The 24600-nt window shown below is 69.0% G+C and carries 25 protein-coding genes and 1 pseudogene; 20 read left to right on the forward strand and 6 right to left on the reverse strand.

All coding sequences use genetic code 11. The annotated features are described in order from the left end of the window. The 9 genes from lpxD to fba all read left to right on the forward strand — a co-directional run. A partial coding sequence (gene lpxD, locus VB734_RS03355; RefSeq protein ID WP_323242926.1) for a UDP-3-O-(3-hydroxymyristoyl)glucosamine N-acyltransferase occupies window positions 1-830 on the forward strand: 830 nt, incomplete at its 5' end. Window positions 831-855: 25 nt separating this feature from the next. Next, complete coding sequence (leuB, locus tag VB734_RS03360; RefSeq protein WP_322781423.1) at window positions 856-1929, forward strand: 3-isopropylmalate dehydrogenase; 1074 nt, start codon at window positions 856-858, stop codon at window positions 1927-1929. An 82-nt stretch (window positions 1930-2011) separates the two neighbouring features. Then, the gene (locus VB734_RS03365; RefSeq protein WP_322781422.1) at window positions 2012-2914 is read left to right on the forward strand and encodes a phosphoribulokinase; all 903 of its coding nucleotides are present in this window, start codon (window positions 2012-2014) and stop codon (window positions 2912-2914) included. Window positions 2915-3026: 112 nt separating this feature from the next. Beyond that, a complete protein-coding gene (locus tag VB734_RS03370; protein ID WP_322781421.1) occupies window positions 3027-3323 on the forward strand; it encodes a hypothetical protein in 297 nt (98 codons plus the stop codon). Between the two features lie 26 nt (window positions 3324-3349). Then, a complete protein-coding gene (locus tag VB734_RS03375) occupies window positions 3350-4198 on the forward strand; it encodes a prepilin peptidase (RefSeq protein WP_322781420.1) in 849 nt (282 codons plus the stop codon). Between the two features lie 33 nt (window positions 4199-4231). After that, entirely contained in the window at window positions 4232-5119 is an 888-nt protein-coding gene (gene accD / locus VB734_RS03380; RefSeq protein WP_322781419.1) for an acetyl-CoA carboxylase, carboxyltransferase subunit beta, read from the forward strand. Then, on the forward strand, window positions 5116-5514 hold the full coding sequence (locus VB734_RS03385) for a hypothetical protein (RefSeq protein ID WP_197164888.1): 399 nt from the start codon (window positions 5116-5118) through the stop codon (window positions 5512-5514). The genes accD and VB734_RS03385 overlap by 4 nt, the downstream gene beginning before the upstream one ends. A 26-nt stretch (window positions 5515-5540) precedes the next feature. Continuing rightward, window positions 5541-6638 (forward strand): Gfo/Idh/MocA family protein, encoded by a 1098-nt coding sequence (locus tag VB734_RS03390; protein WP_197164890.1) that lies wholly within the window; start codon window positions 5541-5543, stop codon window positions 6636-6638. Window positions 6639-6762: 124 nt separating this feature from the next. After that, a complete protein-coding gene (gene fba / locus VB734_RS03395; RefSeq protein WP_197164892.1) occupies window positions 6763-7836 on the forward strand; it encodes a class II fructose-bisphosphate aldolase in 1074 nt (357 codons plus the stop codon). A gap of 121 nt (window positions 7837-7957) precedes the next feature. On the opposite strand, the gene VB734_RS03400 is transcribed toward fba, so the two are convergent. Further along, the gene (locus VB734_RS03400; RefSeq protein WP_197164894.1) at window positions 7958-10807 is read right to left on the reverse strand and encodes a UPF0182 family protein; all 2850 of its coding nucleotides are present in this window, start codon (window positions 10805-10807) and stop codon (window positions 7958-7960) included. Window positions 10808-10959: 152 nt separating this feature from the next. Between VB734_RS03400 and thrC the strand changes: the two genes are divergently transcribed. From thrC to VB734_RS03415, 3 genes are all read left to right on the forward strand, one after another. Then, on the forward strand, window positions 10960-12246 hold the full coding sequence (gene thrC, locus VB734_RS03405; protein WP_231594789.1) for a threonine synthase: 1287 nt from the start codon (window positions 10960-10962) through the stop codon (window positions 12244-12246). Window positions 12247-12313: 67 nt separating this feature from the next. Beyond that, on the forward strand, window positions 12314-12589 hold the full coding sequence (locus VB734_RS03410; RefSeq protein ID WP_197164898.1) for a MoaD/ThiS family protein: 276 nt from the start codon (window positions 12314-12316) through the stop codon (window positions 12587-12589). A gap of 108 nt (window positions 12590-12697) precedes the next feature. Continuing rightward, window positions 12698-13678: a cupin gene (locus VB734_RS03415; protein WP_197164899.1), complete on the forward strand. Its 981-nt coding sequence runs from the start codon at window positions 12698-12700 to the stop codon at window positions 13676-13678. 38 nt (window positions 13679-13716) lie between these two features. Here the strand turns inward: VB734_RS03415 and ftsH are convergent, their stop codons facing one another. Beyond that, the gene (gene ftsH / locus VB734_RS03420) at window positions 13717-15525 is read right to left on the reverse strand and encodes an ATP-dependent zinc metalloprotease FtsH (protein ID WP_197166963.1); all 1809 of its coding nucleotides are present in this window, start codon (window positions 15523-15525) and stop codon (window positions 13717-13719) included. A gap of 204 nt (window positions 15526-15729) precedes the next feature. Here ftsH and rpmF point away from each other — a divergent pair, with 204 nt between their 5' ends. Next, window positions 15730-15909 (forward strand): 50S ribosomal protein L32, encoded by a 180-nt coding sequence (gene rpmF, locus VB734_RS03425; RefSeq protein WP_197164901.1) that lies wholly within the window; start codon window positions 15730-15732, stop codon window positions 15907-15909. A 51-nt stretch (window positions 15910-15960) separates the two neighbouring features. On the opposite strand, the gene VB734_RS03430 is transcribed toward rpmF, so the two are convergent. From VB734_RS03430 to VB734_RS03440, 3 genes are read right to left on the reverse strand one after another with little or no spacing between them, the layout of a single operon-like run. Further along, window positions 15961-16962 carry a phosphoribulokinase gene (locus VB734_RS03430; protein ID WP_197164903.1) on the reverse strand — a complete coding sequence of 334 codons (1002 nt, stop codon included), beginning with the start codon at window positions 16960-16962 and terminating at the stop codon, window positions 15961-15963. Then, entirely contained in the window at window positions 16959-17303 is a 345-nt protein-coding gene (locus VB734_RS03435; protein ID WP_197164905.1) for a DUF565 domain-containing protein, read from the reverse strand. Before VB734_RS03435 ends, VB734_RS03430 begins: the two co-directional genes overlap by 4 nt. Further along, window positions 17300-18076: an HAD-IA family hydrolase gene (locus tag VB734_RS03440; RefSeq protein ID WP_197164907.1), complete on the reverse strand. Its 777-nt coding sequence runs from the start codon at window positions 18074-18076 to the stop codon at window positions 17300-17302. The genes VB734_RS03435 and VB734_RS03440 overlap by 4 nt, the downstream gene beginning before the upstream one ends. A 22-nt stretch (window positions 18077-18098) precedes the next feature. Here VB734_RS03440 and recJ point away from each other — a divergent pair, with 22 nt between their 5' ends. Continuing rightward, window positions 18099-20027, forward strand: a complete 1929-nt coding sequence (recJ, locus tag VB734_RS03445; protein ID WP_197164909.1) for a single-stranded-DNA-specific exonuclease RecJ — start codon at window positions 18099-18101, stop codon at window positions 20025-20027. 6 nt (window positions 20028-20033) lie between these two features. Here recJ and psb30 read toward each other — a convergent pair whose 3' ends face one another. Then, window positions 20034-20141 carry a photosystem II reaction center protein Ycf12/Psb30 gene (psb30, locus tag VB734_RS03450; protein WP_197164917.1) on the reverse strand — a complete coding sequence of 36 codons (108 nt, stop codon included), beginning with the start codon at window positions 20139-20141 and terminating at the stop codon, window positions 20034-20036. Window positions 20142-20256: 115 nt separating this feature from the next. Here psb30 and VB734_RS03455 point away from each other — a divergent pair, with 115 nt between their 5' ends. The 6 genes and pseudogenes from VB734_RS03455 to VB734_RS03480 all read left to right on the forward strand — a co-directional run. Next, window positions 20257-20661, forward strand: a complete 405-nt coding sequence (locus tag VB734_RS03455; RefSeq protein WP_197164919.1) for a YkgJ family cysteine cluster protein — start codon at window positions 20257-20259, stop codon at window positions 20659-20661. Then, window positions 20658-21092: a TMEM165/GDT1 family protein gene (locus VB734_RS03460; protein WP_197164921.1), complete on the forward strand. Its 435-nt coding sequence runs from the start codon at window positions 20658-20660 to the stop codon at window positions 21090-21092. The genes VB734_RS03455 and VB734_RS03460 overlap by 4 nt, the downstream gene beginning before the upstream one ends. 15 nt (window positions 21093-21107) lie before the next feature. Then, window positions 21108-21392 carry a TMEM165/GDT1 family protein gene (locus VB734_RS03465; RefSeq protein WP_006170625.1) on the forward strand — a complete coding sequence of 95 codons (285 nt, stop codon included), beginning with the start codon at window positions 21108-21110 and terminating at the stop codon, window positions 21390-21392. A gap of 97 nt (window positions 21393-21489) precedes the next feature. Then, a complete protein-coding gene (locus VB734_RS03470) occupies window positions 21490-23748 on the forward strand; it encodes an RNB domain-containing ribonuclease (protein ID WP_197164923.1) in 2259 nt (752 codons plus the stop codon). Window positions 23749-23751: 3 nt separating this feature from the next. After that, the gene (locus VB734_RS03475; RefSeq protein ID WP_197164925.1) at window positions 23752-24375 is read left to right on the forward strand and encodes a flavin prenyltransferase UbiX; all 624 of its coding nucleotides are present in this window, start codon (window positions 23752-23754) and stop codon (window positions 24373-24375) included. A gap of 37 nt (window positions 24376-24412) precedes the next feature. Continuing rightward, a pseudogene (locus VB734_RS03480) lies at window positions 24413-24600 on the forward strand (hypothetical protein); the annotation flags it as partial.

Genomic DNA, 24600 nt, shown 5'->3' on the forward strand with positions numbered 1-24600 from the left:
ATGCCGCCCTGCAGGAGCTCGCCAGCGCCCGGGGCATCGCCTGGGTGGCCCTGAAGAACCCGCGGCTGGCCTTCGCCGAGGCCCTCGAGGCCCTGCACCCCCCCCGCCGCCTGCCGCCGGGCATCCACCCCAGCGCCGTGATCGCCCCGGGGGTGGGCCTGGGGCGAAGTGTTCACATCGGCGCCCATGTGGTGGTGGGTGAGGGCAGCGTGATCGGGGATGACTGCACCCTCCACGCCGGTGCCGTCCTCTACGAGGACGTGCAGCTGGCGGAGGCCTGTGAGATCCACGCCAATGCGGTGCTGCACCCGGGCAGCCGTCTGGCCCGCGGCTGCGTGGTGCACTCCACGGCGGTGGTGGGTTCGGAGGGGTTCGGGTTCGTGCCCACCGCCAGCGGCTGGCGCAAGATGCCGCAGACCGGCCTGGTGGTGCTGGAGGAGGGCGTGGAAGTGGGCTGCGGCACCACCATCGATCGCCCCTCGGTGGGGGAAACCCGCATCGGCGCCGGCACCAAGATCGACAACCTGGTCCAGATCGGCCACGGGGTGGTCACCGGCCGTGGCTGTGCCCTGGCCTCGCAGGTGGGCATCGCCGGCGGCGCCACCCTCGGCGATGGGGTGATCCTGGCCGGGCAGGTGGGTGTGGCCAACCGGGCCAGGATCGGGGATCGGGCCATCGCCTCCTCCAAGTCGGGGATCCACGGGGAGGTGGCCGCCGGCGAGGTGGTGAGCGGCTATCCGGCCATTCCCAACCGTCTGTGGCTGCGCTGCTCCGCGGCTTTCAACAAGTTGCCGGAGATGGCGAAGGCCCTGCGCCAGCTGCAGAAGTAGCCTCGCGCCCAGCGCTTCCTTGCCGATGACCAGCTACAGGATCACCCTGCTCCCCGGCGACGGCATCGGACCGGAGATCACGGCGGTGGCGCGGCGCCTGCTCGATGCGGTGAGCACGAGCCATGGCTTCAGCCTCACCTACGACGAGCAACCCATCGGTGGCGACGCCATCGACCGCACGGGTGTGCCCCTGCCGGAGACCACCCTGGCGGCCTGCCGCAGCGCCGACGCCGTGCTGCTGGCGGCGATCGGCAGCCCCCGCTTCGATGCCCTGCCCCGGGAGCAGCGGCCCGAAACCGGCCTTCTGGGCCTGCGGTCAGGCCTGGGCCTGTTCGCCAACCTGCGCCCGGTGAAGATCATTCCGGCCCTGATCGGGGCCAGCAGCCTGCGGCCGGAGGTGATCACCGGCGTGGATCTGCTGGTAGTTCGCGAACTCACCGGCGGCATCTACTTCGGCACCCCCAAGGGGCGGGTGGAGGCCGAAGGCCGGGTGCGGGCCTTCAACACCATGGTCTACGCCGACGACGAGATCGACCGGATCGCCCGGGTGGCTTTTCAGTTGGCCAGCGAGCGGGGCGGCAGGCTCTGCAGCGTCGACAAGGCCAACGTGCTTGATGTCAGCCAGCTCTGGCGCGACCGGGTGGAGCTGATCGCGGCCGAGTTCCCCCGGGTGGAGCTCAGCCACCTCTACGTCGACAACGCGGCGATGCAGCTGGTGCGCTCCCCCCGCCAGTTCGATGTGCTGCTCACCGGCAACCTCTTCGGTGACATCCTCAGCGACGAGGCGGCGATGCTGACCGGCTCGATCGGCATGCTCCCCTCGGCGTCCCTGGGCGCTGAAGGTCCCGGGCTGTTCGAGCCGGTGCACGGCTCAGCCCCCGACATCGCCGGGGCCGACCTGGCCAACCCGATGGCGATGGTGCTCTCCGCCGCGATGATGCTGCGGGTGGGCCTGAAGCAGGAGGCGGCCGCCAGCGAGCTGGAAGCAGCCGTCGACCGGGTGCTCAGCTCCGGTTACCGCACGGGCGATCTGATGGCGGAGGGCTGCACCCGGCTGGGCTGCGCGGCCATGGGCGAGCAGCTGCTGGCGGAACTCTGAACGGCTGCACCGCTGGCGGGCACGTGCTGCTGGACCGGTGACCTGCCAAACTCGATCCCTTCGTCCTCTCCCCCCTGCGCCGATGTCCAAGCGTCACCCGGTTGTAGCTGTCACCGGTTCCTCGGGCGCGGGGACCAGCACTGTCAAGCGTGCCTTCGAGCACATCTTCCAGAGGGAGGGGATCGTGCCGGCGGTTGTCGAGGGGGACAGCTTCCACCGCTTCGAGCGCGGCCCGATGAAGGAGCAGATGGCCCAGGCCCAGGCTTCCGGGATCAACTTCTCCCACTTCGGCCCCGAGGCCAACCTGTTCGACAAGCTGGCCGAGCAGTTCCAGGCCTACGGAGAAACCGGTGGCGGCCAGAAGCGCTACTACCTCCATTCCGTGGAGGAAGCAGCCGAGCACAACGCGCGTCTCGGCACCCAGCTGGAGCCCGGCCAGTTCACTCCGTGGGAGCCGATTCCCTCAGAGACTGACCTGCTCTTCTACGAAGGTCTGCACGGCGGAGTGGTCGGCGACGGCTACGACGTGGCTTCCCTCGTGGATCTGCTGATCGGTGTGGTGCCGATCGCCAACCTGGAGTGGATCCAGAAGATCAGCCGCGACAACGCCGAGAGGGGCTATTCGGCCGAGACGATCGTGGACACGATCCTGCGCCGCATGCCCGACTACATCAACCACATCTGCCCGCAGTTCAGCCGTACGGACATCAACTTCCAGCGGGTGCCCACGGTGGACACCTCCAACCCGTTCATCTGTCGCAACATCCCCACCCCAGACGAAAGCTTCGTGATCATCCACTTCCGCAAGGGAGCCCGCGAGAAATGGGGCATCGATTTCTCCTATCTGCTGCGGATGATCAACGGCTCCTTCATGTCGAGTCCCACCAGCATCGTGGTCAACGGCGGCAAGATGGGCTTCGCCATGGAGCTGATCCTCACTCCGATCATTCACCGCCTGATCGAGGATAAGAACAAACTCGCTTGAGCGATTAAGCTGTCGGTGCCGATCGGACTGGGTGAGGCCGATTACCTTCGCCACACCTCCATCATTCGACCCCGCAACCCCGGCGGCTTCCACCGGTCCCAGAAAGGCGGCCATGCCGTCCTTCGAGATCCGAGGGGCCTCCAATCCCGGCAACCCTCCGGTGCGCTGGGATCAGATCAACAGCGGCGTGGTCATCAAGCAGGCGCGCCGCGTCTACTTTCACTACGTGGAACAGTGCCCGGGGGGAGGCGAGCCGATCGGGATCGTGCTCGAAAGCGGCGGTGGTCAGGGCCGGGTGGTGTTCGAGGCGCCCGTGCTCCTGCCGGATGAGCAGTTCGTGCCGCTGGAGATGATCCGCGGCCGCAGCGCTGGCCGACCCCGCACGATGCGCAGCCCCCAGCGTGGCTGAGCCAACGCCAACTGCGCCCTAGTGCCATGCCTGTGGTGCCCGACACGGCCGTCGACCTCCTGATTCCACTGCTGGTGGCCCTGGTCGGGGCCTGTGTCGGCAGCTTTGTCAACGTAGTGGCCTGGAGGCTGCCGCGGCGGGAGTCGGTCGTGCTGCCCGCCAGTCACTGCCCGCGCTGCGGCGTGTCCCTGGCCTGGCATCAGAACCTGCCGGTGCTGGGCTGGCTGCTGCTGCAGGGCCGGTGCGGGAACTGCCGCGGCCGGATCTCCCCGCGCTACCCCCTGGTGGAACTGCTCTGCGCCGGCCTGTGGGTGGCCGCCCTTCAGGCCAGCCCCACCGCTCTTGGGGACGCTCCCGCCTGGCTGCTGGTCGGCGCCGGCTGGCTGCTGATCAGCTGGCTGCTGCCTCTGGTGCTGATCGACTGCGACCACCTCTGGCTGCCGGAGCCCCTCTGCCGCTGGGGTCTGCTGCTGGGCCTGGCGGTCACCCTCAGCGCCGGGCTCAGTCAGCCGGGGGAGATCGCCCGGGCCCTGCTCTTCAATCACCTGCTCGCCGCCTGTCTGGGGCTGCTCGCCTTCGAGGGGCTCAGTGCCCTGGCCGAGCGGCTGATGGGCAAACCGGCCCTGGGGCTGGGCGACGCCAAGCTCACCGCCCTGCTGGGGGCCTGGCTCGGGCTCACGGGCCTGGGACTGGCCGTGGCCCTGGCGGTGTGCAGCGGTGCGGCCGTGGGGGTTCTCGGCCGGCTGAGCGGACGGCTCGGGCCGGCTCAGCCGTTTCCATTCGGTCCCTTTCTCGCCTTCGGGGGCGTGGCGGTCTGGCTGGCTGGAGAGGGCTGGTGGCTGCAGCAATGGAGCCGGTGGGGCGCCACCCTTTAATGGACTCACCGCTCCGTTGCCAGGTCCCATCCCGTGTCCCTGTTCGACTGGTTCGCCGATCGCCGCAAAGCCAATCCGGTGGTGCGCGCCACCCAGGAGATCGAAGAAGGGGACGGGCTCTGGAGCAAATGCCCGGAATGCGGACTTGTGGTGTACCGCAAGGATCTGATCGGCAACGCCAGCGTCTGCAGCGGCTGCTCCTACCACCACCGCATCGACAGTGACGCCCGCATCCGGGTGATCGCCGATGAAGGCAGCTTCTGCGCGATCGACACCGAGCTGGCCCCCACCGATCCCCTCGCCTTCAAGGACCGTCGCAGTTACGCGGACCGCCTGCGCGACACCCAGCAGTCCACCGGCCTGCGCGATGCGGTGGTCACCGGCCACTGCCTCCTCGAGGGCCTGCCCCTCTCCCTGGGGGTGATGGATTTCCGCTTCATGGGCGGTTCGATGGGTTCGGTGGTGGGCGAGAAACTCACCCGCCTGATCGAGCAGGCGACCGAACGGCGCCAGCCTCTCCTGATCGTCTGCGCCTCCGGCGGTGCCCGCATGCAGGAAGGGATGCTCAGCCTGATGCAGATGGCCAAGATCTCCGGTGCCCTGCAGCGCCACCGCCAGCAGGAGCTCCTCTACATGCCTCTGCTCACCCATCCCACCACCGGCGGAGTGACCGCCAGCTTCGCGATGCTGGGCGACCTGATCCTTGCCGAACCCAAGGCCCTGATCGGCTTCGCCGGCCGACGCGTGATCGAGCAGACCCTGCGCGAAAAACTCCCCGAAGGCTTCCAGACCGCCGAGTACCTCCAGGAGCATGGGTTCGTCGATCTGATCGTGCCCCGCACCCGCCTGCGCAGCACCCTCGCCAGTCTGCTGCGGCTGCACGGCGTCACGGCCCCCACAACGGCCCCGGTGGCGGCATGAACGCTCTGCGCCGGTGGCTGCGTGCCGCCATGCTGGCGGCAGCGCTGCTGCTGTTCGCCCTGACGGCGGGTTCCGGCCCCGCCCACGCCGGACCGGTGAACTGGCAGGAGGTGCCCGAGAGCCCCGCCGGCCGTCAGTGGTGGGACAAGGGCAGCCTGCGCCTCAGCCGGGACGGCGAGCTCTCGGTGCTCACCCGCTTCCAGCCGGCCTCGGAGGATCGAGGCCAGCTCTACGTCATGGAACTCGACTGCGGTCAGAAGCTCTACCGCGACACGTCAGTGAACGGCCTGCCCCGCTTCAAGGCCGAGTGGCAGCCCACAGGCGGAGATGACCTGATCAGCGCGGTGCTGGATCAGGCCTGTTCAGCCGGCTCCGACCTGCTGGCATCCCGTTGATCCTCTGAACCCTGAGCCCGAGTGCCATGAGTCATCCCCTTCAGGTCGCCGTGGCCGGCCTCGGCTTCGGGGAGAAGGTGCACCTGAGCGCCCTGCGCGCCTGCCCTGGCACCGAACCGGTGGCCCTCTGGCACCCCAGGGCCGAACGCCTGGAGACCGCCTGCCGGTCGGCTGAACTCCCTGGCCACACCGACTTCGGGGCGCTGCTGGCGGACCCGGCCGTGGAGGCGGTGGTGATCGCCACCCCGCCAGCCCCCCGTTTCGAGCTGGCCCGCGCTGCCCTGGAGGCCGGCAAGCACCTGCTGCTGGAGAAGCCCGTCGCCCTGGAGGTGGCGCAGGTGCGGGAGCTGAGGCGGCTGGCGATCGAGCGGGGCCTGAGCGTGGCTGTGGATTTCGAGTACCGGGCGGTCCCGGTGTTCCAGCAGCTGCGGGAGCTGCTGAGCCAGGGAGTGCTGGGGGATCCCTGGCTGGTGCGCTTCGACTGGCTGATGAGCAGCCGGGCCGATCCCGGCAGGCCGTTCAGCTGGGCGTCGCAGCGCTCCCAGGGGGGCGGAGTGCTCGGGTCCCTCGGCACCCATGCCTTCGACAGCCTGGAGTGGCTGGTGGGGCCGGTGCGCCAGCTGAGCGCCAGCCTCTCCACCGCCATCACCCGGCGGCCCCTGCCTGGACGTCCTGATCGCTTCGGAGTCGTGGACGCCGACGATGTGGCCCTGCTTCAGCTGGAGCTGGAGGCGCCCTCAGGAGTCTCGGTGCCGGCCCAGCTCAGCCTCTCGTCGGTGACCCGCGCCGGCCGGGGCTGCTGGCTCGAGTTCCACGGCAGCGAGGCCAGCCTGATCCTGGGCAGCGACAACCAGGCCGACTATGTGCACGGCTTCCACCTCTGGCTGGCCCGGCCGGGGGAGCCGCCCCAGCTGGTGCCGGCCGATCCGGCCCTGGCCTTTGGCCGCACCTGGGCCGACGGCCGCATCGCCCCGGTGGCGAGGCTCCAGGGCTGGTGGAGCGACAGCGTGCGTGAGGGCCGGCCGATGCTGCCGGGCCTGGCTGAAGGAGAGCGAAGCCAGCTCTGCTGCGACCTGGCCCTCGAGGCCGCCGCCAGTGGCCTGCGCCAGAGCCTCGGCCCCTGAGGCCTGAATCTCAGGGGATCAACTAGACTCGCGCCCAGCCCGCGTCAAGGTCCCGACGCCGGTGATCCGGCCCTCCGGGGCCGACCCTGACGCACCACCCACTCAACCTCCAGAGGTTTTTCCCATGGCCCTCGTTCCGCTTCGGCTGCTCCTCGACCACGCCGCTGAGAACGGCTATGGCATTCCGGCGTTCAACGTCAACAACCTGGAGCAGGTCCAGTCGATCATGGAGGCGGCTCACGAAACCGACAGCCCCGTGATCCTGCAGGCCTCCCGCGGCGCCCGTCAGTACGCCGGTGAGAACTTCCTGCGTCACCTGATCCTCGCCGCCACCGAAACCTATCCCGACATCCCGGTGGTGATGCACCAGGATCACGGCAACAGCCCCGCCACCTGCTTCGGCGCCATCACCAACGGTTTCACTTCCGTGATGATGGATGGCTCCCTGGAGGCCGACGCCAAGACCCCCGCCAGCTACGACTACAACGTGGCCGTCACCAAGGAAGTGGTGGATGTGGCTCACGCGGTGGGTGTGAGCGTCGAGGGCGAACTGGGCTGCCTGGGCTCCCTGGAAACCGGCAAGGGTGAGGCCGAGGACGGCCACGGCTTCGAGGGCGCCCTCTCCCGCGATCAGCTGCTCACCGATCCTGCCGAGGCCGCCGACTTCGTGGCCAAGACCAAGGTCGATGCCCTGGCGATCGCCATCGGCACCAGCCACGGCGCCTACAAGTTCACCCGCAAGCCCACCGGTGAAGTGCTGGCCATCTCCCGGATCGCCGAGATCCACAAAGCCATTCCCAACACCCACCTGGTGATGCACGGCTCCAGCTCCGTGCCCCAGGAGTGGCTCGACATGATCAACCAGTACGGCGGCGCCATCCCCGAAACCTATGGCGTGCCCGTGGAGGAGATCCAGAACGGCATCAAGAACGGTGTGCGCAAGGTGAACATCGACACCGACAACCGTCTGGCCTTCACCGCCGCCGTCCGCGAAGCGGCCTTCAAGGATCCCGCCAACTTCGACCCCCGCCACTTCAACAAGCCGGCCCGCGCCTACATGAAGAAGGTGTGCCTCGATCGCTACCAGCAGTTCTGGTGTGCCGGCCAGGCCAGCAAGATCAAGCAGCAGAACATCAACTACTACGCCGCCCTCTACGCCAAGGGCGCCCTCGATCCCAAGACCGCCGTGGCCGTCTGAGCCTCCCGCCGACGCGAATCACGTCTCTCTCTGATCACGGGCCCTGCGGGGCCCTTTTTCATGGGCCCGGTTGGGGCCCTTTTCATAGCTTGCACTCCAGCACTCCAGCAGCGGCTGGCATTCAGGGCAGGGGCTCGAGCGCGGAGAGCGGCAGGGCGACCGAAGGGGCGGTTGGGCCCTGGGCCATCAAGGACTGCAGCGCCTTGTCGAGATCAGGCTCCATCGCGAAGCGTCGGCCATCGGTGACCACCACCCGCACCAGCGTGGGCAGATCATTGTTCTTCGATTGCAGGTAGATCGGCTCCACGTACAGCAGCCCCTTGCCCACCGGCAACACCAGCAGATTGCCCCGCACCAGCTGCGACCCCGTGCGGTTCCACAGTCCGAACTGGAAACTGATGGTGGGGTCCTGCTCGATCAGTGCCGAGATCTGCTGCGGGCCCAGCAACAACCGCTGCTGGGGGAAACGTACCAGCACCAGTTCACCGTAGTGGGGTGGATCGTTGCGAACGGCCAGCCAGCCCACGAGGTTCGTGCGCCGCACCGGCGAGAAGGGCAGCAGCAGCACGAATTCAGGCCGCTGCTGGCGGGGCAGCTGCAGCGTGGCGTGATAAGGCTCAACCGGAATGTTGCTGGATCCGTAGATCTCCAGCGGCACCGCCCAGACGTCGTCGCCGTTGTAGAAGGTGCGCACATCGGTGACGTGATAGCGCAACAGGCGCTCCGACTGAATCGTGAACTGGGTGAGCGGCACCCGGATATGGCTCAACAGAGCCTGAGGCATGGCCTCCAGCGGTTTGAACAGCTCGGGGAAGGCCCTCTGCCAGGTGCGCAGGATCGGGTCTGAGGGGTCGTTCACATACAGCCAGAGCCGGCCGTCGTGGGCGTCCACCACCGCCTTGACAGGATTGCGGAAGTAGCGAATACCGCTGGAATTGGCATCGCTGTAGGGATAACTTCTGCTGGTGGTGAAGCCATCGAGCATCCAGTACTGGTGCTGCTCATCGCGGAAGCCCGGCTCGTTCTCGACCCGGGCGGTGACCAGATAGGGCTCGGTTTCGAAATGCAGGAAGGGGGCCAGGGCCTCCAGGCGCTGATTCACCTGACGGCGGATGAGCAGACGTGACTCGGGCGTGAAGGATCCGGTCAGCAGCACCCTGGGCTCCCGCAGATAGACCGCCGCCTTGAATCGCTGCCAGGAGTTGTTCAGCAGGATTCCCCTCTCCCCGTCGTAGTGGGTGTAGACGTTGAGCTCGCCGTCCGGGAAGTCGAACTCCTGCACCTGGGTGGGCGCGATCACATAGGGCGCAGGCGCCGAGGCGTAGTAGAGACGGGGGCGGCCCACCGGCAGGGCCTCTCGAGCCGCCTCGTCGCTGATGCCGAGCTTCGGGATGCCCTGAACGCGGCCGCTGCTGCCCAGGTCCTTGACGAAGAACTGGGGCAGGCCGTCGCTGCCGAAGCTGTTCACCGGCGAAACGGTGAAGCCGTAGCCATGGGTGAAGACCAGGTGTCGGTTCAGCCAGGTGCGAGACCCGGGCGGCAGGGCGGCGCTGTCGAGTTCCCGGGCCGCGATCAGCACCTGCTGGGAACCGTTGCGCAGAGGATCCCCCAGAAGGGGATAGCGGTCGACCGCCGCCGAAGGGAAGGTGTAGTAGAGCCGGAGCTGCTGAAGCTGGCGGTTCGCGGCCAGCAGCGGCTTGCTGTCCCAGAGGCGGATGTTGGCCAGGGTTCCCTGCGACGCCTCCAGGTCGTCCTGTGTCACCTTCTGCTGGGGCTCGAGAATCTGTTCTTTGAGACCCTCCAGGCCGAAGGCGCGGCGGGTGGCCTGGATGCTCCGCTTCAGATAGGGGGCCTCCACCTCCAGCTCCCGCGGTTGGACCCAGAAGCGCTGCACCTGGGGAGCCACCAGGAATTCGGCCACCGGCACGAGCAACAGGGTTCCCAGCAGGGGCAGCAGCACCGCCCGGCGCAACCAGTGGCGTCGCACCGAGAGCAGCAGGCCGGCCGCCATGAGCAGCATCAGTGCCGCCAGCAGCAGACGCAGGGGCAGCCGCACATACAGATCGACGAAGCCGGCGCCCGAGGCGACGCCGCTGCCCTCCACCATCAGATCGAATGGTGCGAGTGCGCTGCTGAAGGCCATCAGCAGGGCCAGCAGGGCAAACTGCGACTTCAGTGCGGCCTGTTGATCGCGGCTGAGCCCCACGAAGCGCAGATCACTGAAACTGCTGCCTTCGGTGAAGGTGAGCCAGAGGCAGGAGGCCAGGCCCACGGTGGTCTGGGCGATCAGCACACTCAGAAGCAGATGAAGCGCGGGCAGGCGCAGAACCGTGAAGCTGAGATCGAGATGCGTGAGGGGATCCCCCTCACCGAACGGCACCGCCAGCAGAGCCGGCAACCACAGGCTCCAGCCCCTCGCCAGGGCGGTGGCGGATCCGGCCAGGGCCGCCACCAGCACCAGCCTCAGAGTCGGCAGCGGTTTCACCAGCAGCGGCAGCAGCAGGCCGGCAGCCAGGGCGACCAGCAGAGGCAGCGGCAGCTCAGCGAGCACCGCAAAGCCGCTGAAGATCTCTCCACTGAAGGGGGAGCCGATCAGCCCCCGCGCCTGGACGATCAGGTAGGTGAGTCCGGCGGCCAGGAGCAGCTCCAGACCCGTCAGCACCAGCACCAGGGGCAGGGGCTCCAGCCGCAGAATCGCGTGGCGCGGGATCACCTTGGTGGCACTGGCGCTGCGCAGGCGCCAACACCGCTGCAGCTGCTGCATCTGCAGGGAAACCCCAAGCCCCATCACCAGCAGGAACGCCACGATCTGCAGCCACCAGCGGCGCCACAGCACCGACTCGAAGCCGAACTGGGCGAACCAGTCGAGCTCGAGGCCCAGCCGGGAGATCAGCACCAGCGCCAGCGGGAGGAACACCAGCACAGCCAGGGCCGCAGGCAGCGACAGCAGGCGCGGAAAACGGGAGGCCACGGGCTGAGGCTAGACAGCGGCGGGCCACAACGCCCGTCCCGCCCATGAGCACGGCGCCACCTGGGCGGACCATATACCCGACCCTGCAGATCGGCTTTTACGTAATGGTTCGGCCGCCGCTGCTAACTTGCCTGCACAGCTGTTGTCGGGCCGTGACCGCCACCCTCTCCCGCACCACCTTCACGGGACTGCGCTGCAAGGAATGCGGCCACCCCTACGAAGCCGGTGCCCGCCACGTCTGTGAGGACGTCTGCTTCGGCCCCCTCGAGGTCGTCTACGACTACGACGAGATCCGACGTCGCGTCAGCCGCGCCTCGATCGAGGCCGGCCCCACCTCCATCTGGCGCTACCGCGAGTTCCTGCCGATCGAGGGGGATCCCATCGATGTGGGCACCGGCTTCACCCCTCTGCTCAAGGCCAACCGGCTGGCCCGCCGCCTCGGCCTGAAGAACCTCTACATCAAGAACGACGGCGTCAACATGCCCACCCTGTCCTTCAAGGACCGGGTGGTGTCGGTGGCGCTCACGCGCGCCAGGGAGCTGGGCTTCACCACGGTGAGCTGCGCCTCCACCGGCAACCTGGCCAACTCCACCGCCGCCATCGCGGCCCACGCCGGCATGGAGTGCTGCGTGTTCATCCCCAGCGATCTGGAGATGGGCAAGGTGCTGGGCACCCTCATCTACAACCCCACCCTGATGGCGGTGAAGGGCAACTACGACCAGGTGAACCGCCTCTGCTCCGAGGTGGCCAACACCTACGGCTGGGGCTTCGTGAACATCAACCTGCGCCCCTACTACTCCGAGGGCTCCAAGACCCTCGGCTATGAGGTGATCGAGCAGCTGGGCTGGCAACTTCCGGATCACATCGTGGCGCCCCTGGCCTCCGGCTCCCTGTTCACCAAGATCCGCAAGGGCTTCGACGAATTCATCAAGGTGGGCCTCGTCGACGAGAAACCGGTGCGCTTCAGCGGCGCCCAGGCCGAGGGCTGCTCCCCCATCGCCCAGGCCTTCGCCGAAGGCCGCGACTTCATCACCCCGGTGAAGCCCAACACGATCGCCAAGTCGATCGCCATCGGCAACCCTGCCGACGGCCCTTACGCCATCGACCTCGCCAACCGCACCAACGGCACGATCGCGGCGGTCAGCGACCAGGAGATCATCGACGGCATCAAGCTGCTGGCGGAAACCGAGGGTGTGTTCACCGAAACCGCCGGTGGCACCACGATCGCGGTGCTCAAGAAGCTGGTGGAGCAGGGCAAGATCGACCCCGACGAAACCACCGTGGCCTACATCACCGGCAACGGCCTGAAAACCACAGAAGCGGTGGCCTCCTCCGTGGGCGAACCGCACACGATCGAGCCCCAGCTGGCCAGCTTCAATGCCGCCTGGGAGCGGGCCCAGTCGCTGCATCGCGCCAGCTGGGAGCCGATCGGCGTCTGAGCCGACAGCTCCCGCTCGTTCCAACACCATCCTTTCCTGGCGGCTGCCGCCGCCTTCCACTTCCGTCATGGCGATTCAGGTTCTGATCCCCACCCCCCTGCAGAAATTCACCGCGGATCAAGCAAGCGTCGAGCTCGAGGCCACCAGCGTCGACGGTCTGCTTGAGGCCCTCGAAGGCCGCTTCCCCGGCATCCTCGCCAGGCTCACCGACGAGAGCGGGAAGCTGCGGCGCTTCCTGAACGTCTACGTGAACAGCGAGGACATCCGCTTCCTCGACAACCAGGCCACGGCCCTCGCCGACGGCGATGAGGTAAGCATCGTGCCCGCTGTGGCCGGAGGCTGATCAGGCTCCCCTGACCACCGTGCTCCGCCCTGCAGAGGTGTGCGCGCAAGCACCCAACAGGGTGGTGGTCGTCCATAGGCTCTGCGCACGTTCCGTGCGGCTGGATCCATGACCCAAGCTCCCGAAGCCCCTGTGGCCCCGCGGCCTGAGGAGAGCGCCGCCCTCTCGATGGCCCCGGCCGGCAAGGCCCTGCTCTTCGACTACCGCCAGGCGGCCAATCCGGTGCGGCGCGGACTGACCGAGCCGATTCCGGAGGGACGCTGGGGCCCTGAACTGCACGCCAGCGGCCCCAGCGCCATCCTTCCCCTCGATCTCAGCAGCGAGCTGGGCTGCCGGGGACCGGCCACCAGCCCGGCGCTGAGCGCCAACTTCATCCGCATCCTGGCCGGTGAGTCGATCAGCGCCGGAGCCAACGCCACCAGCTTCCTGTTTTATGTCTGGCGTGGTGCCGGCCACTGCCGCAGGCCGGCCGGTGCCCTCGGCGGTGCGGTGGATCAGGAGTGGAGCCAGGGAGATCTGTTCGTGCTGCCCTGCGGTGAGGCGGCCCAGCTGGACGCCCGTGAGGAGAGCGTTCTCTACTGGGTCCACGATGCACCCCTGCTCGCCCACCTGGGAGTGAGCGCCGATCAGCCCCGCTTCGAGGCCACCCATTACCCAGGCGAATGGCTGCGGCGGGAGCTGGCTGCCCTGGCGGCGGATCCCAGCAGCGCCCGCAGCAACCGGCTCAGCCTGCTGCTGGCCAACACGGACCTGCCCTCCAGCCGCACCGTGACCCACACCCTCTGGGCCATGTACGGACTGGTGCCGGCGGGGGCCGTTCAGCCCCCCCATCGCCACCAGTCGGTGGCCCTGGATCTGGTGATCGCCTGCGCCCCGGGCTGCGCCACCCTCTCGGGGCCAGAGCTCAATCCCGACGGCACCATCCGCAACCCCGTGAGGATGGAGTGGGAACCGGGTGCCGCCTTCGTGACCCCGCCGGGCCACTGGCACGGCCATGTGAATGACAGTGGTGAGGATGCCCTGCTGCTGCCGATTCAGGACGCCGCACTGCACACCTACCTGCGCAGCCTCGACATCCGCTTCACCTGATCGGTTCGGTGGCCGGAGGTCTGACAGGGCGCTGGGGCTCAGGCATGTCCGGCCACAGGCACAGCCGGCTGAGCGCCGGATCCGGCAGGGAGAGCACCCGTGGCTTCGAAGCGATCGACGATCTCCCGGAATTCCTCGCCCCCGAGGGTTTCCTGCTCGATCAGCCGGTCGACCAGCTCATCCATCAGCGCACGCCGGGGGCGCAGCAGGTCCAGCGCCTGCTCCAGGGCATGCTGCGAGAGCTGACGCACCTGAAGATCGATCTGACGGCCGGTGGATTCGGCGTAGCTGGGGCGGGTGTGGAGCAGATCACGGCCGAGGAACACCTCATGGCCATCGCCCTCCAGGGCCACCTGACCGAGGGGTGAGAAGCCGTAGCGGGTGACCATCTCGCGACTGATGCGGGTGGCCATCTGCAGATCGCCCGAGGCACCCTGGGTGATCTCGCTGGGTCCGAAGACCACCAGCTCGGCGGCGCGGCCGCCCATGACCACCACCAGACGGGCCTGCAGGTAGGCCTTGCTGATCAGTCCTGAATCGAGGATCTCCTCATCGGGCATGGTGCGGGCGAAGCCTCCGACACCGCCGGAGCGGGGCAGCAGGGTCACCTTGTCGAGCTTGTCGGCATGGGGCACCAGGCAGCTGAGCAGGGCGTGGCCGATTTCGTGGTAGGCGATCAGGCGCTTCTTGGCGCTGTCCTGCAGCGGAGCCACCGCCAGGCCCATGGTGATGCGTTCCAGGGCGTCGCTGAGGGCCTGGTCGTCGATGCTGCTGCGATGGCGGCGGGCGGTGAGGATGGCCCCCTCATTGAGCAGGTTGGCCAGATCGGCGCCGGAGAACCCCGGGGTACGCGCCGCCCAGGTGCTCAGCGACACCGAGGGATCGAGGGGGCGGCTGCGGGCATGCACCGCCAGGATCGCTTCGCGGCCACGGCGGTCAGGCAGGTCCACCTGGATCTGGCGGTCAAAACGGCCCGGCCGGGTGAGGGCCACATCGAGCACATCCGGGCGATTGGTGGCCGCGATCAGGATCACACCGGAGTTCTGCTCGAAGCCATCCATCTCCGTGAGCAGCTGGTTGAGGGTCTGCTCCCGCTCGTCGTTGCCGCCACCGATGCCGGCGCCGCGCTGGCGCCCCACCGCATCCACCTCATCGATGAAAATGATGCAGGGAGCCTTTTCCTTGGCCCGCTTGAACAGATCGCGCACCCGGCTGGCACCCACCCCCACGAACAGCTCCACGAACTCCGAGGCCGCCATCGAGAAGAAGGGAACCCCGGCCTCACCGGCGATCGCCTTGGCCAGCAGGGTCTTGCCGGTGCCGGGCGGTCCCACCAGCAGCACCCCACGGGGGATCTTGGCGCCAAGGGCCGTGAAGCGCTCCGGCTGGCGCAGGAAGCTGACCACTTCCTGCAGTTCTTCCTTGGCCTCATTGATGCCGGCCACGTCCTCGAAGCGGACGCTGACCGAGCCCTCCGGCTGCAGGCGGGGCTGGCTGCGGCCGAACCCCATCGCCTTGCTGGCCACCTGGGAGGAGCGGCGCAGCAGCAGGGTGAGCCCACCCAGCAGCAGCACCACCAGCAGCACGTTCACCAGCAGTCCGGCGGTGGCGTCGTCCTGGCGGTCATCCCGGACGGTGAGCGGGACGCGGCTCTGCTCGGCGGTGCGCAGCAGCAGCGAATCGTTGGCGAAGACGGGCACCCGTGTGGTGCGGCCGTCCTTGAACTGCACCTGCACCTCCCGCTGCCGGGGCGAGAGCTCCAGTTCCTTGATCGTGCCCCCCTCGATCAGCTTCAGCAGCTCGCTGTAGGAGGGGGGCGGTTCCGACCGGCCCACAAGTCGGCCCATCAACCCTCCCTCCCGCGCCGTGCTGGACGGTGGAGTGGCCTCCGGCTGGGCCGGCGTCGCGGCCAGAAGGGCACGGGCACCCTCCGGCCAGAGAGGGAGCACCGGACGCGGGCTGCTCACAGGGTTCTGCTTCTGGAGCGAGCTTAGCGATTTGACGAAAGGCCTCACGACAGCGGAAGATCGTTGTTTGGCTGATCGTGCGGGATGGCTGTTCCCAAGAAGAAAACCTCCAAGGGCAAGCGCAATCAGCGCCATGCCCACTGGAAGGCGAAGGCAGGAGTGGCCGCCCGCAAGGCGATGTCGCTCGGTAAGGCCGTGCTGAGTGGCCGTGCCCAGGGCTTCGTGTATCCGATCGACGAATCCGAGGACGACAGCGAGAGCTGAGCACCGCTCAGATCGCTCAGGGCAGTGCTCAACGGGATCCTCCCGGCTTGATCAGGTTGAGTCGTGCGCCGGACCGCTCCAGATGCAGCGCCGCTGGCCATCGAGTCTGATCAAGGCCGTGGCGGCCGGCGATTCCTCCGCTTGACCCGCCAGCCCATCCTGATAGAGCTCAGGGGGCAGTGAAGTCAGAGTGGCCCGTACCATCGCCGCCACCTCCGAAGCCCGGAGGGCCTGCCCAGACGACCGGCGCTGGCGCGCCTCAGCCTGGAGCCGCCAGCGCAGCGGCAGGCTCCAGCGCACCGGTCTGAGCAACCAGAGCCCATCGAGCTGAGTCCAGAGCGGCTGGTAGTGCTGCAGGTTCCGATCCCAGCGGGGCAGCCAGGCCAGCTCCTCCGCGCTGAGCGGGTGGCTCCACTTCATCTGGGGCCTTGCCATCGCCGTGCGCAGGGCAGCCTCTCCCAGGGCCCGGCAGCCCACCAGCCAGCCCTCCAGCACCAGCACATCGACGGCTTCGAAGCGGCGCCAGCCGGCCCGATCCCCCTGACCTGCGAGCAGGCGTTTGTCGAAGCGGGGCAGCCGCAGCGGTTCGCCCGAGCGCCAGCGGCGCAGGCACTCCAGCAGCAGCGGCACGTCGTGGCTGCCGGGTGGAACGCGGCTCACCCCGAAGGGATTTCCCGCCAGCCGTTGCAGCCTCTGCTCGAACGGCAGGTAGGCGTCATCGATCGAGACCACCACCAGGCGCAGACCGAGGCTGGGGGCCAGCCGTTCCAGCTCCCGGCCCAGGGTGGTCTTGCCTGCGCCAACCGGCCCGTTCAGTCCGATCAGCCGCGGAGGCCGCCGGCCGGCGCCGCCACCGTCAGGCCAGGGGAGGCAGCTGCTGAGCAGAGGCAGGATCAGGCCCCAGAGCAGGCTGGGGTGGGGCGGGCCCTGCCAGGCCCCGAGCCGCTGACGCCACTCCTCCTCCCAGGCGAAGGGATCACTGACGCCACAGCGGGCCAGCAGCCGGCGGTGGGGTTCCGGCGGGAAGCACCAGGGCCGGTGAGGGGCGCTCAAGAGCCGAGCTTGAACCCTTCCAGCACCACGGCGTAGACCACCCCGATGCGCAGGTTGTCGCAGAGCACCCAGCCCAGGGAGGGTTCGCCCCGGACCCAGTGGCTGCGCAGGCGAGCCACCAGCTCCACCAGCACCACCACCAGCAGCACCATCAACGGGCGTGGACCCACCTGATAGAGCACAAAGGAGGTGACGTTGTTGCCGGCGAACAGTCCGAGCAGCAGGGCGAGCAAGGCCAGGCTGCGGTGGCGCCAACTGCCGCGCCATCCGGAGAGAGCCGTGCGGCCGCTGCTCTCCAGAGCCTGCTGCAGGCGGGTGGATTGCACGGGCAAGGGGCTCATGGCACGGGTGGCAACTGCTCCAGGTAGGAGAGCGTGATCAGGCCGCCGGCACAAGCTGGTCCCTGCAGCACCCTGGTGGGCGCCATGGGCTCGCCCAGGCCGTCGGTGAGGCTCGAGGCGGACCTGAACAGCGAGACCGAGGCCTGGCTGAAGGCGGCACTGAGGGTCACCAGGCAGCGCAGACCGGCTGCGGTGGCCGCGGCCAGGCCCGCCGGGGAATCCTCCAGGGCCACGGCCTGGCCGGGCTCCACTCCCAGGCGCTGGAGGGCCAGGACGTAGGCCTCGGGATCGGGCTTCTTGGCGGCCACGTCGTCCGCGCAGACGCGCAGCGGCAGCCACCGGCTCTGGTCGCTGAGCTGGTTCTCCAGCAGGGCGGCCACTGCTTCGCGACCGCTGGTGGTCACGATCGCCTGCTGAAGGCCGGCCGCCGCCGCCGCCTCGATCAGGCGTCGCACACCCGGACGCAGCTGAACCTCACCAGCCACCACCAGCTCGCGGTAGTGGACCTGCTTGGCCTGGTGCAGGGCGTCCAGCAGCGACCCCTCAGGCTCCTCGCCCTGCTGACGCCGAAGGAACCGGCGCAGACGTTCACGCCCGCCGCTGATCGCCAGCAGCCCGATGTAGGTGGAGCGGTCCCACCGCCAGGGCAGGCCATGCTCCGCGAAGGCCCGGTTGAAGGCGATCCGGTGACCGTCAAGTTCGGTTTCGGCCAGCGTGCCGTCCACGTCCCAGAGCAGGGCGCGCAGGGAACCCTGGGCGGCACGGACTTGCATCCGCCGAGGCTAGGAGCTGGAGGTGAGCCGATCAGAATGGATCCCAATCCCCGAGGTTCCCCTGTCCTTCACACCGCCCGAGCAGCGCTGGCAACTGCCCACCCCCCTGCCGCCCAGCCAGGACGACGTCCAGGCCAGGGGGATGGCGGCCCTCGAGCTGCCGCCGGAATTGCTGGCGGTGCTGCGCCGTCGGGGCTACGACAGCCCCGAGGCGATCAGGGACCTGCTGGAGCCCCCCGCCGCCCCCGATCCCCGGCTGCACTTCGCCGATCTGGACGTGGCGGTGCGGCGGCTCGTGCGGGCCTGTGCCGAAGCTGAGACGGTCGCGATCTGCGGCGACTACGACGCCGACGGCATGACCAGCACGGCCCTGCTGGTGGGGGTGCTGGAGCGGCTGGGAGCCCGGCCGCAGGCCGCCATCCCCAGTCGCCAGGAGGAGGGCTACGGCCTCAACACCGGCATGGTCGAACGCCTCCAGGACGAGGGGGTGGGCCTCCTGGTCACGGTCGACAACGGCATTGCCGCCCGGGAAGCCCTGGATCGGGCCCGCGATCTGGGGATGGAGGTGATCCTCACCGATCACCACAGCCTGCCCGCGGAGTCACCGCCCTACCTGGCCCTGCTCCATCCGGCCTGCACTCCCCAGGGCTCCCCCTACCGGGGCCTGGCGGGGGTCGGGCTGGCCTACCTGCTGGCGATGACGCTGGCCACCGAGCTGGGCCGCGCCGATGCCACCGCCATGGCTCTGGATCTGTTCTGCATCGGCACAGTGGCCGACATGGCCCCCCTGCTGGGGGTGAACCGGCGCTGGCTGCGCGATGGCCTCCGGCAGCTGCACGCGTCGCCCCTGCCCGGCCTGCAGGCGCTGCAGAGACTGGCGGGCCTGGGGGATGGCCCCCTCGATGCCACGGCGGTGGCCTTCAAACTGGCCCCGCGCATCAACGCCGTGGGGCGGCTGGGGGATCCCGCTCTGGTGGTGGATCTGCTCACCACCGGTGACCGCGACCGCGCCATGGCCCTGGCCCAGGACTGCGAGGCCCTCAACCGTCAGCGTCGAGAGCTCTGTGAGGCGATCGAGGCGGAGGCGGTGGCCCTGGTGGAAGCCGATGGGCCCGAGCCCAGCCCCTTTGTGCTGCTCGCTCAGACCCACTGGCATCACGGAGTGATCGGCATCGTGGCCGCCAGGCTGGTGGAGCGCTATGGCCTGCCCGTGGCCCTGCTGGCCGGCGAGGGGGGAGGAAAACTGCGGGCGTCGGTGCGGGCGCCCAGGGGATTTGCGGTCGATCAGGCCCTGAACCATTGCAGCGCCCTGCTGGAGCGCCATGGCGGCCATCCCGCCGCCGGCGGCTTCACCGTGAAGGCGGAACGGCTGGCCGATCTGCATGAGCGGCTCAACGGACTGGCGGCCAGCTGGCTGGGCGACCGGGGCAGTGGCTCGCCGGTGGAGCCGGAGGCCTGCCTGGCCCTGGATCGCATCGGCCGTGGCTTCTGGCGCGACCTGCAGCGGCTGGAGCCCCTCGGGGCGGGGCTGCCGGCGCCGGTGTTCTGGAGCAGCGCCTGCCGGGTGATCAGCCAGCGGCTGCTGCGGGGCGGCCACCTTCAGCTGGAGCTCGAGCAGCAGGGCCGTCGCGTGCGCGCGATCGCCTGGCGCTGGCAGGGGGAAGGCACCGTGCCGGAGCTGGTGGATGTGGCCTTCCGCCTGCGCAGCGACAGCTGGCAGGGGGAGGAGCGCCTGCAGCTGGAACTGGTGGGGTTGCGCGGCAGTGGCGGCGGAGATGTGCTGCTCAGACGGCGCCAGCGCTCGTACTGGTGCCGGCGTCAAGGGGATGGCGTGCTGATCCGCAACGAAGAAGGCCGGGAACTCCAGGTGGAGCTCCCGGCACTGGATCAGCCGGCCTACCTGCGCGCCCTCATCGACGAGGCCGCCCTGGCGCTGGGGCTTCAGGCCTGAACCCGATCAGAGGGCGCCGCGCTTGTAGAAGAGGATGAAGATCACGGCTGGGCCGGCCAGGGTGATCAGGGCCAGCGCCATGAAATTGGCGATCAGATGGAAATCGATTCCCATGGATGCGGCGCTCGGATAAAGACAGTCCGGTAGGCAGCGTACGGGTCGCGGAGGCCCCAGCCAAGACCGTTCCCATGCCACTGTGACGCCTTGTCACAGCTGCAGGAGCCGATCGATGGGCGCCGGACCCCACTGGAGCTGCATCAGCGGCTGCGGCGCCTGCTGCCGCCTGGACCCGGAGCAACGGGGCGAAGCTCTCGAGGCCCTCAGTGAGGAGCAGCGCCGGTTCTACCTCTCGATGGTGGGGGCGGACGGCTGGTGCCGCCACTTCAACACGGGCTCGAGAACCTGCCGCATCTACGCCGATCGGCCCGAGTTCTGCCGGGTGGGCGCCCTCGCCCAGCTGTTCGCCGTACCGCCCGACCAGGGCGAGGCTTTCGCGATCGCCTGCTGCCGGCAGCAGATCCGGGAGGAGTATGGAGGGCGCTCGCTCGTGATGCGTCGCTTCGAGCGCTCCACCCGTCAGGCTGGTGGCCAACCTGCGCGCCCAGCCCCCAGCGAGCACCGCAACCAGCCATGAGCGACCCCGTCGATCCGGATCCCGGCCTGAATCACGAGGCCGGCACCAGCAGCGAGTCCAGTTCGAGCACGGGCCCCGAGACCGGGGCAGGCTCCGAGCCGGAAACCCCCGAGTCGTCGGATTTTGTGGCCGTGGCCGTCACCACGTTCACCACGGTCTTTCTCGCCGAGCTGGGCGACAAGACCCAGCTGGCGGCTCTGCTGCTCTCCGCTGAATCCGGACAGCCCGGCGTGGTGTTCGTCGGGGCCGCCCTGGCCCTGATCTGCTCCAGCCTGGTGGGGGTCCTGCTGGGGCGCTGGCTGGCTGCGGTGCTGCCGGCCCAGCGTCTGGAGCGGATCGCCGGCGTCCTGATGGTGTCCCTCGGCCTCTGGCTGGGAGGCCAGGCCGGCCTCGGCCTGCTCCAGCCCGTCCTCGACTTCCCCAATCCCTGAGCCCCCGGCGCCGTCATGCAGCTCCCGCTCCTGGCCTCCACCTTCCTGACCGTGTTCGTGGCCGAGCTGGGTGACAAGACCCAGCTCACGATCGTGACCATCAGCGGCACCTCCAGCAACACCCTGGCGGTGTTCCTGGGCAGTGCCGGCGCGCTGGTGCTCGCCAGCCTGCTCGGGGCCCTGGCGGGCGGCTCTCTCTCCAGCCTGATCCCCACCGATGCCCTGCAGCTGGCCGCCTCCCTGGGCTTCCTGGTGATCGGCCTGAGGCTGATCCTGCGCTCCGGAACCGACGCTCCGTAAAGTTGACCCCGGAGACATCGATGCCCCGGGGCTTCGCTGCACGCCCCTGCCGGCATCATGCCGCGCGCCTCACCTCCAACTCCGCCCTGACGTTTCGATGAAGTTCACGGTCGCCCACCTGCTCGACCAGCTCCCAGCCGCCGACGCCCTGCCGGTGGCCAAGCTCGAGAAGGCACTGGGCCTGAGCCTCAAGCCGGACAAGTCCCAGCTGCGCATCGCCCTGGAGGGTCTGAGCCGGCTGGGGGTGCTGGTGGAAACCGAGGACGGCATCCAGCGGCGCCAGGACGACACCCTGATCGAGGCGCGCCTGCGCTGCTCCAGCAAGGGCTTCTGCTTCGCCCTGCGCGAGGACGGCGGTGAGGACATCTACATCCGCGATCACCAGCTCAACCATGCCTGGAACGGTGACCGGGTGCTGGTGCGCATCACCCGGGAGGGGGGCCGCCGCCGCTCGCCGGAGGGTGGCGTCCAGTGCATCCTCGAGCGCGCCACCACCCACCTGCTCGCCCAGGTGGAGCAGCAGGACGACCGGATCCTGGCCGTGCCCCTCGACGACCGGCTGCTGACCTCGGTGGAGCTGCCGGCCTCCGATGCCGGTTATCTGGACCCCGAGAAGCAGTCGGTGGTGGAGGTGCTGCTCGACCGCTATCCGGTGGCTCAGTTCCCGCCCCTGGGCCACGTGGAGCGGCGCCTGCCGATCAACGGCGGTGAGGAGGCCGATCTGGATCTGCTGCTCACCAAGCACGGTCTGCGCCAGAGGGCGGCGGCTCCGCGCTCCAGCCTGAAGGCCCCCGTAGAGAAGGACCGCACCGACCTGACAGCCCTGCCGACCCTGGTGCTGAGTGGCTGGAGTGGCGCCGACGCCCCGATCCTGCCCGCCATCTCCCTGGAGGACGGCGATGAGGGCCCGCGCCTGTGGATCCATGTGCCGGCCGTGGCGGAACGCTTCACCCCCGGTGGCAGCCTCGATCTCTGGTTGCGGGAGCAGGGGGAGTCGATCTGTCTGGGTCGTCGCTGGCTGCCCCTGCTCAGCCAGGCCCTGAGCAGGGCCGCGGCCTTCAAGCCCGGGGAAACCCAGGCCGCCGTCTCGGTGGGGCTGCGCTGCAACCCGGAGGGTGAGCTGATCGACTACCGCTTTGCCCTCAGCAGCATCCAGCTGGACGCTGTTGTCGATGGCGGCGCTCTGCAGGCCCTGGCGGAGCGCAAGCCCAAGGCACGCACCATCCCGGCGGCCCTCAAACCGATCAAGGATCAGCTGCCTCTGCTGGAGCGGCTGCTGGAGATCACGGCCCTGCTGAGGCAGCGCCGGCTGGAGCGCGGCTCCCTGGAACTGGATCTTCCCCGCCCCAGCCTCGACTCCCTCGCAGACCTCTGCGTCCCGGCTCCTGAGGAGCGCCGCCAGGGCTGGATGGTGCAGCTTCCCGAGCACCATCCCACCGCCCTGCTGCGGGAGCTGCTGATCCTCGCGAACCGTGCCCTCGGCGCCCATCTCTCCGCCCTGGGGCTGCCAGCCCTGTTTGCGGTGAACCCTCCGGCCGATGGCAGCGAGATCAATGAAGTGGCCAAGGCGGCCCTGGGGCTCGATATCCCGGTGGAGCTCAGCGACGACGGCAACGCCCCCGCCCCGGGCGACCTGGCGGCCACCTTTGCGGCCACCGACCGCAGCCGCGTGCTCCAGCGCCAGCTCAGCGAGGTGATCCCTCCGGTCCAGCTGAGCACCAGCGCCGAGGCCCACGTGCTGGCCGCCGAACCGGCGGCTTACGCCCCCTGGTGCCTGCCCTCGCTTCACTACGCCGATCTCTGGAATCAGCAGCTGCTGGTTCTGCTGCTCACCGAGGGCAAGGACCGCCCCAGCGTTCGCCACAAGACCCGTGTCGACCTGGCGAGCGCCAGCTGCCACGGCACGATCGACTGGCCTCTGCTCACCCCCACCCAGCTCGCCGAACTGCATCAGGCACGCAGCGATTCGATGCTGCAGCGGCTGAGCGGCCGTGCCCGCTTCGCCGCCGAGGTGGAGGCCGACCTGCTGGCCATGGCCCAGGCCCGGGCCGCCGAACCCCTGGTGGGTCAGACCCTCACCGGTGTGATCAGCGGCGTGCAGAGCTACGGGTTCTTCGTGGAGATCCCCCCCTCCCAGGTGGAGGGACTGGTGCACGTCAGTTCCCTCAAGGACGACTGGTACGAATACCGCTCACGCCAGAACCGCCTGGTGGGCCGGAAGAACCGCCGCACCTACATGCTCGGGGATCAGGTGGAGGTGCAGATCCAGAACGTCGATGCCCTGCGCCATCAGATCGATCTGGCCGTGCTGCTGCCCGAGGGCGACGAGGAGAGCGGCGAAGACGGGGAGGACTGAGCGGTGGATCCGGTGGTTCTGGCGGTGACGGGTGCCTCCGCCATGCCGCTGGCGGAGCGGGGCCTGCAGTTGCTGCTGGAGGCCGGTGAAACGGTCGAGCTGGTGGCCAGCCGCGGTGCCCTCGGGGTCTGGCTGGCGGAGCAGGGGGTGCGCATTCCCGCCGAACCCGACCTCCAGACCCGCTTCTGGCGGGAGCGCACGGGCGTGACCACGGGCCACTTGCGCTGTCACCGCTGGAACGATCAGGCGGCGGCGATCGCCAGTGGCAGCTTTCGAACCCGCGGCATGGTGATCCTGCCGGCCAGCATGGGAACGGTGGGGCGGATCGCCAGTGGGGTGGCCCTCGATCTGGTGGAGCGGGTGGCCGATGTGCACCTCAAGGAAGGACGGCCCCTGGTGATCGCCCCCCGGGAAATGCCCTGGAGCCTGGTTCATCTGCGTAACCTGACAACCCTGGCGGAGGCGGGTGCGCGCATCGCCCCACCGATTCCGGCCTGGTATCACCGCCCCACCAGCCTGGAGGAGATGGTCGACTTTCTGGTGATCCGGGTGTTCGATGGCCTCGGCTATGACCTCGGCAGCCTGCGCCGCTGGGAGGGCCCGGTGGCCACCGCGGCCAGCCTCTGAGCCCCGCCCGCCGGTCTCTCCCGGACTGATCCCCTCCGTGCTGCAACGCCTCCTGCTCCTGCCTCTGCTGGCCCCGCTGCTGGCCGTGCTGCTGGTGGCGGCCCTGAACCCCACCCCCGCCAGTCGTCTGCGGCTGCTGATCTGGACCTCCCCGGCCCTGCCGATCGGGGTCTGGATGGCGCTGGCGGCCAGCGGCGGGGCCGCTCTCAGCGCCGGCCTCACGGC

The organism is Synechococcus sp. BA-124 BA4 (assembly GCF_034931165.1).

Excerpts from the sequence above, each read along its gene's own strand:
- VB734_RS03370 (WP_322781421.1), top strand. The coding sequence starts at position 3,027 with ATGCCGTCCTTCGAGATCCGAGGGGCCTCCAATCCCGGCAACCCTCCG.
- VB734_RS03465 (WP_006170625.1), top strand. The coding sequence starts at position 21,108 with ATGCAGCTCCCGCTCCTGGCCTCCACCTTCCTGACCGTGTTCGTGGCC.
- ftsH (WP_197166963.1), bottom strand. The coding sequence starts at position 15,525 with ATGGGCCGACTTGTGGGCCGGTCGGAACCGCCCCCCTCCTACAGCGAG.
- VB734_RS03365 (WP_322781422.1), top strand. The coding sequence starts at position 2,012 with ATGTCCAAGCGTCACCCGGTTGTAGCTGTCACCGGTTCCTCGGGCGCG.
- leuB (WP_322781423.1), top strand. The coding sequence starts at position 856 with ATGACCAGCTACAGGATCACCCTGCTCCCCGGCGACGGCATCGGACCG.
- VB734_RS03455 (WP_197164919.1), top strand. The coding sequence starts at position 20,257 with ATGGGCGCCGGACCCCACTGGAGCTGCATCAGCGGCTGCGGCGCCTGC.
- fba (WP_197164892.1), top strand. The coding sequence starts at position 6,763 with ATGGCCCTCGTTCCGCTTCGGCTGCTCCTCGACCACGCCGCTGAGAAC.
- VB734_RS03410 (WP_197164898.1), top strand. The coding sequence starts at position 12,314 with ATGGCGATTCAGGTTCTGATCCCCACCCCCCTGCAGAAATTCACCGCG.
- VB734_RS03415 (WP_197164899.1), top strand. The coding sequence starts at position 12,698 with ATGACCCAAGCTCCCGAAGCCCCTGTGGCCCCGCGGCCTGAGGAGAGC.
- VB734_RS03390 (WP_197164890.1), top strand. The coding sequence starts at position 5,541 with ATGAGTCATCCCCTTCAGGTCGCCGTGGCCGGCCTCGGCTTCGGGGAG.
- rpmF (WP_197164901.1), top strand. The coding sequence starts at position 15,730 with ATGGCTGTTCCCAAGAAGAAAACCTCCAAGGGCAAGCGCAATCAGCGC.
- VB734_RS03385 (WP_197164888.1), top strand. The coding sequence starts at position 5,116 with ATGAACGCTCTGCGCCGGTGGCTGCGTGCCGCCATGCTGGCGGCAGCG.
- VB734_RS03460 (WP_197164921.1), top strand. The coding sequence starts at position 20,658 with ATGAGCGACCCCGTCGATCCGGATCCCGGCCTGAATCACGAGGCCGGC.
- psb30 (WP_197164917.1), bottom strand. The coding sequence starts at position 20,141 with ATGGGAATCGATTTCCATCTGATCGCCAATTTCATGGCGCTGGCCCTG.
- VB734_RS03440 (WP_197164907.1), bottom strand. The coding sequence starts at position 18,076 with ATGCAAGTCCGTGCCGCCCAGGGTTCCCTGCGCGCCCTGCTCTGGGAC.
- VB734_RS03470 (WP_197164923.1), top strand. The coding sequence starts at position 21,490 with ATGAAGTTCACGGTCGCCCACCTGCTCGACCAGCTCCCAGCCGCCGAC.
- VB734_RS03435 (WP_197164905.1), bottom strand. The coding sequence starts at position 17,303 with ATGAGCCCCTTGCCCGTGCAATCCACCCGCCTGCAGCAGGCTCTGGAG.
- VB734_RS03375 (WP_322781420.1), top strand. The coding sequence starts at position 3,350 with ATGCCTGTGGTGCCCGACACGGCCGTCGACCTCCTGATTCCACTGCTG.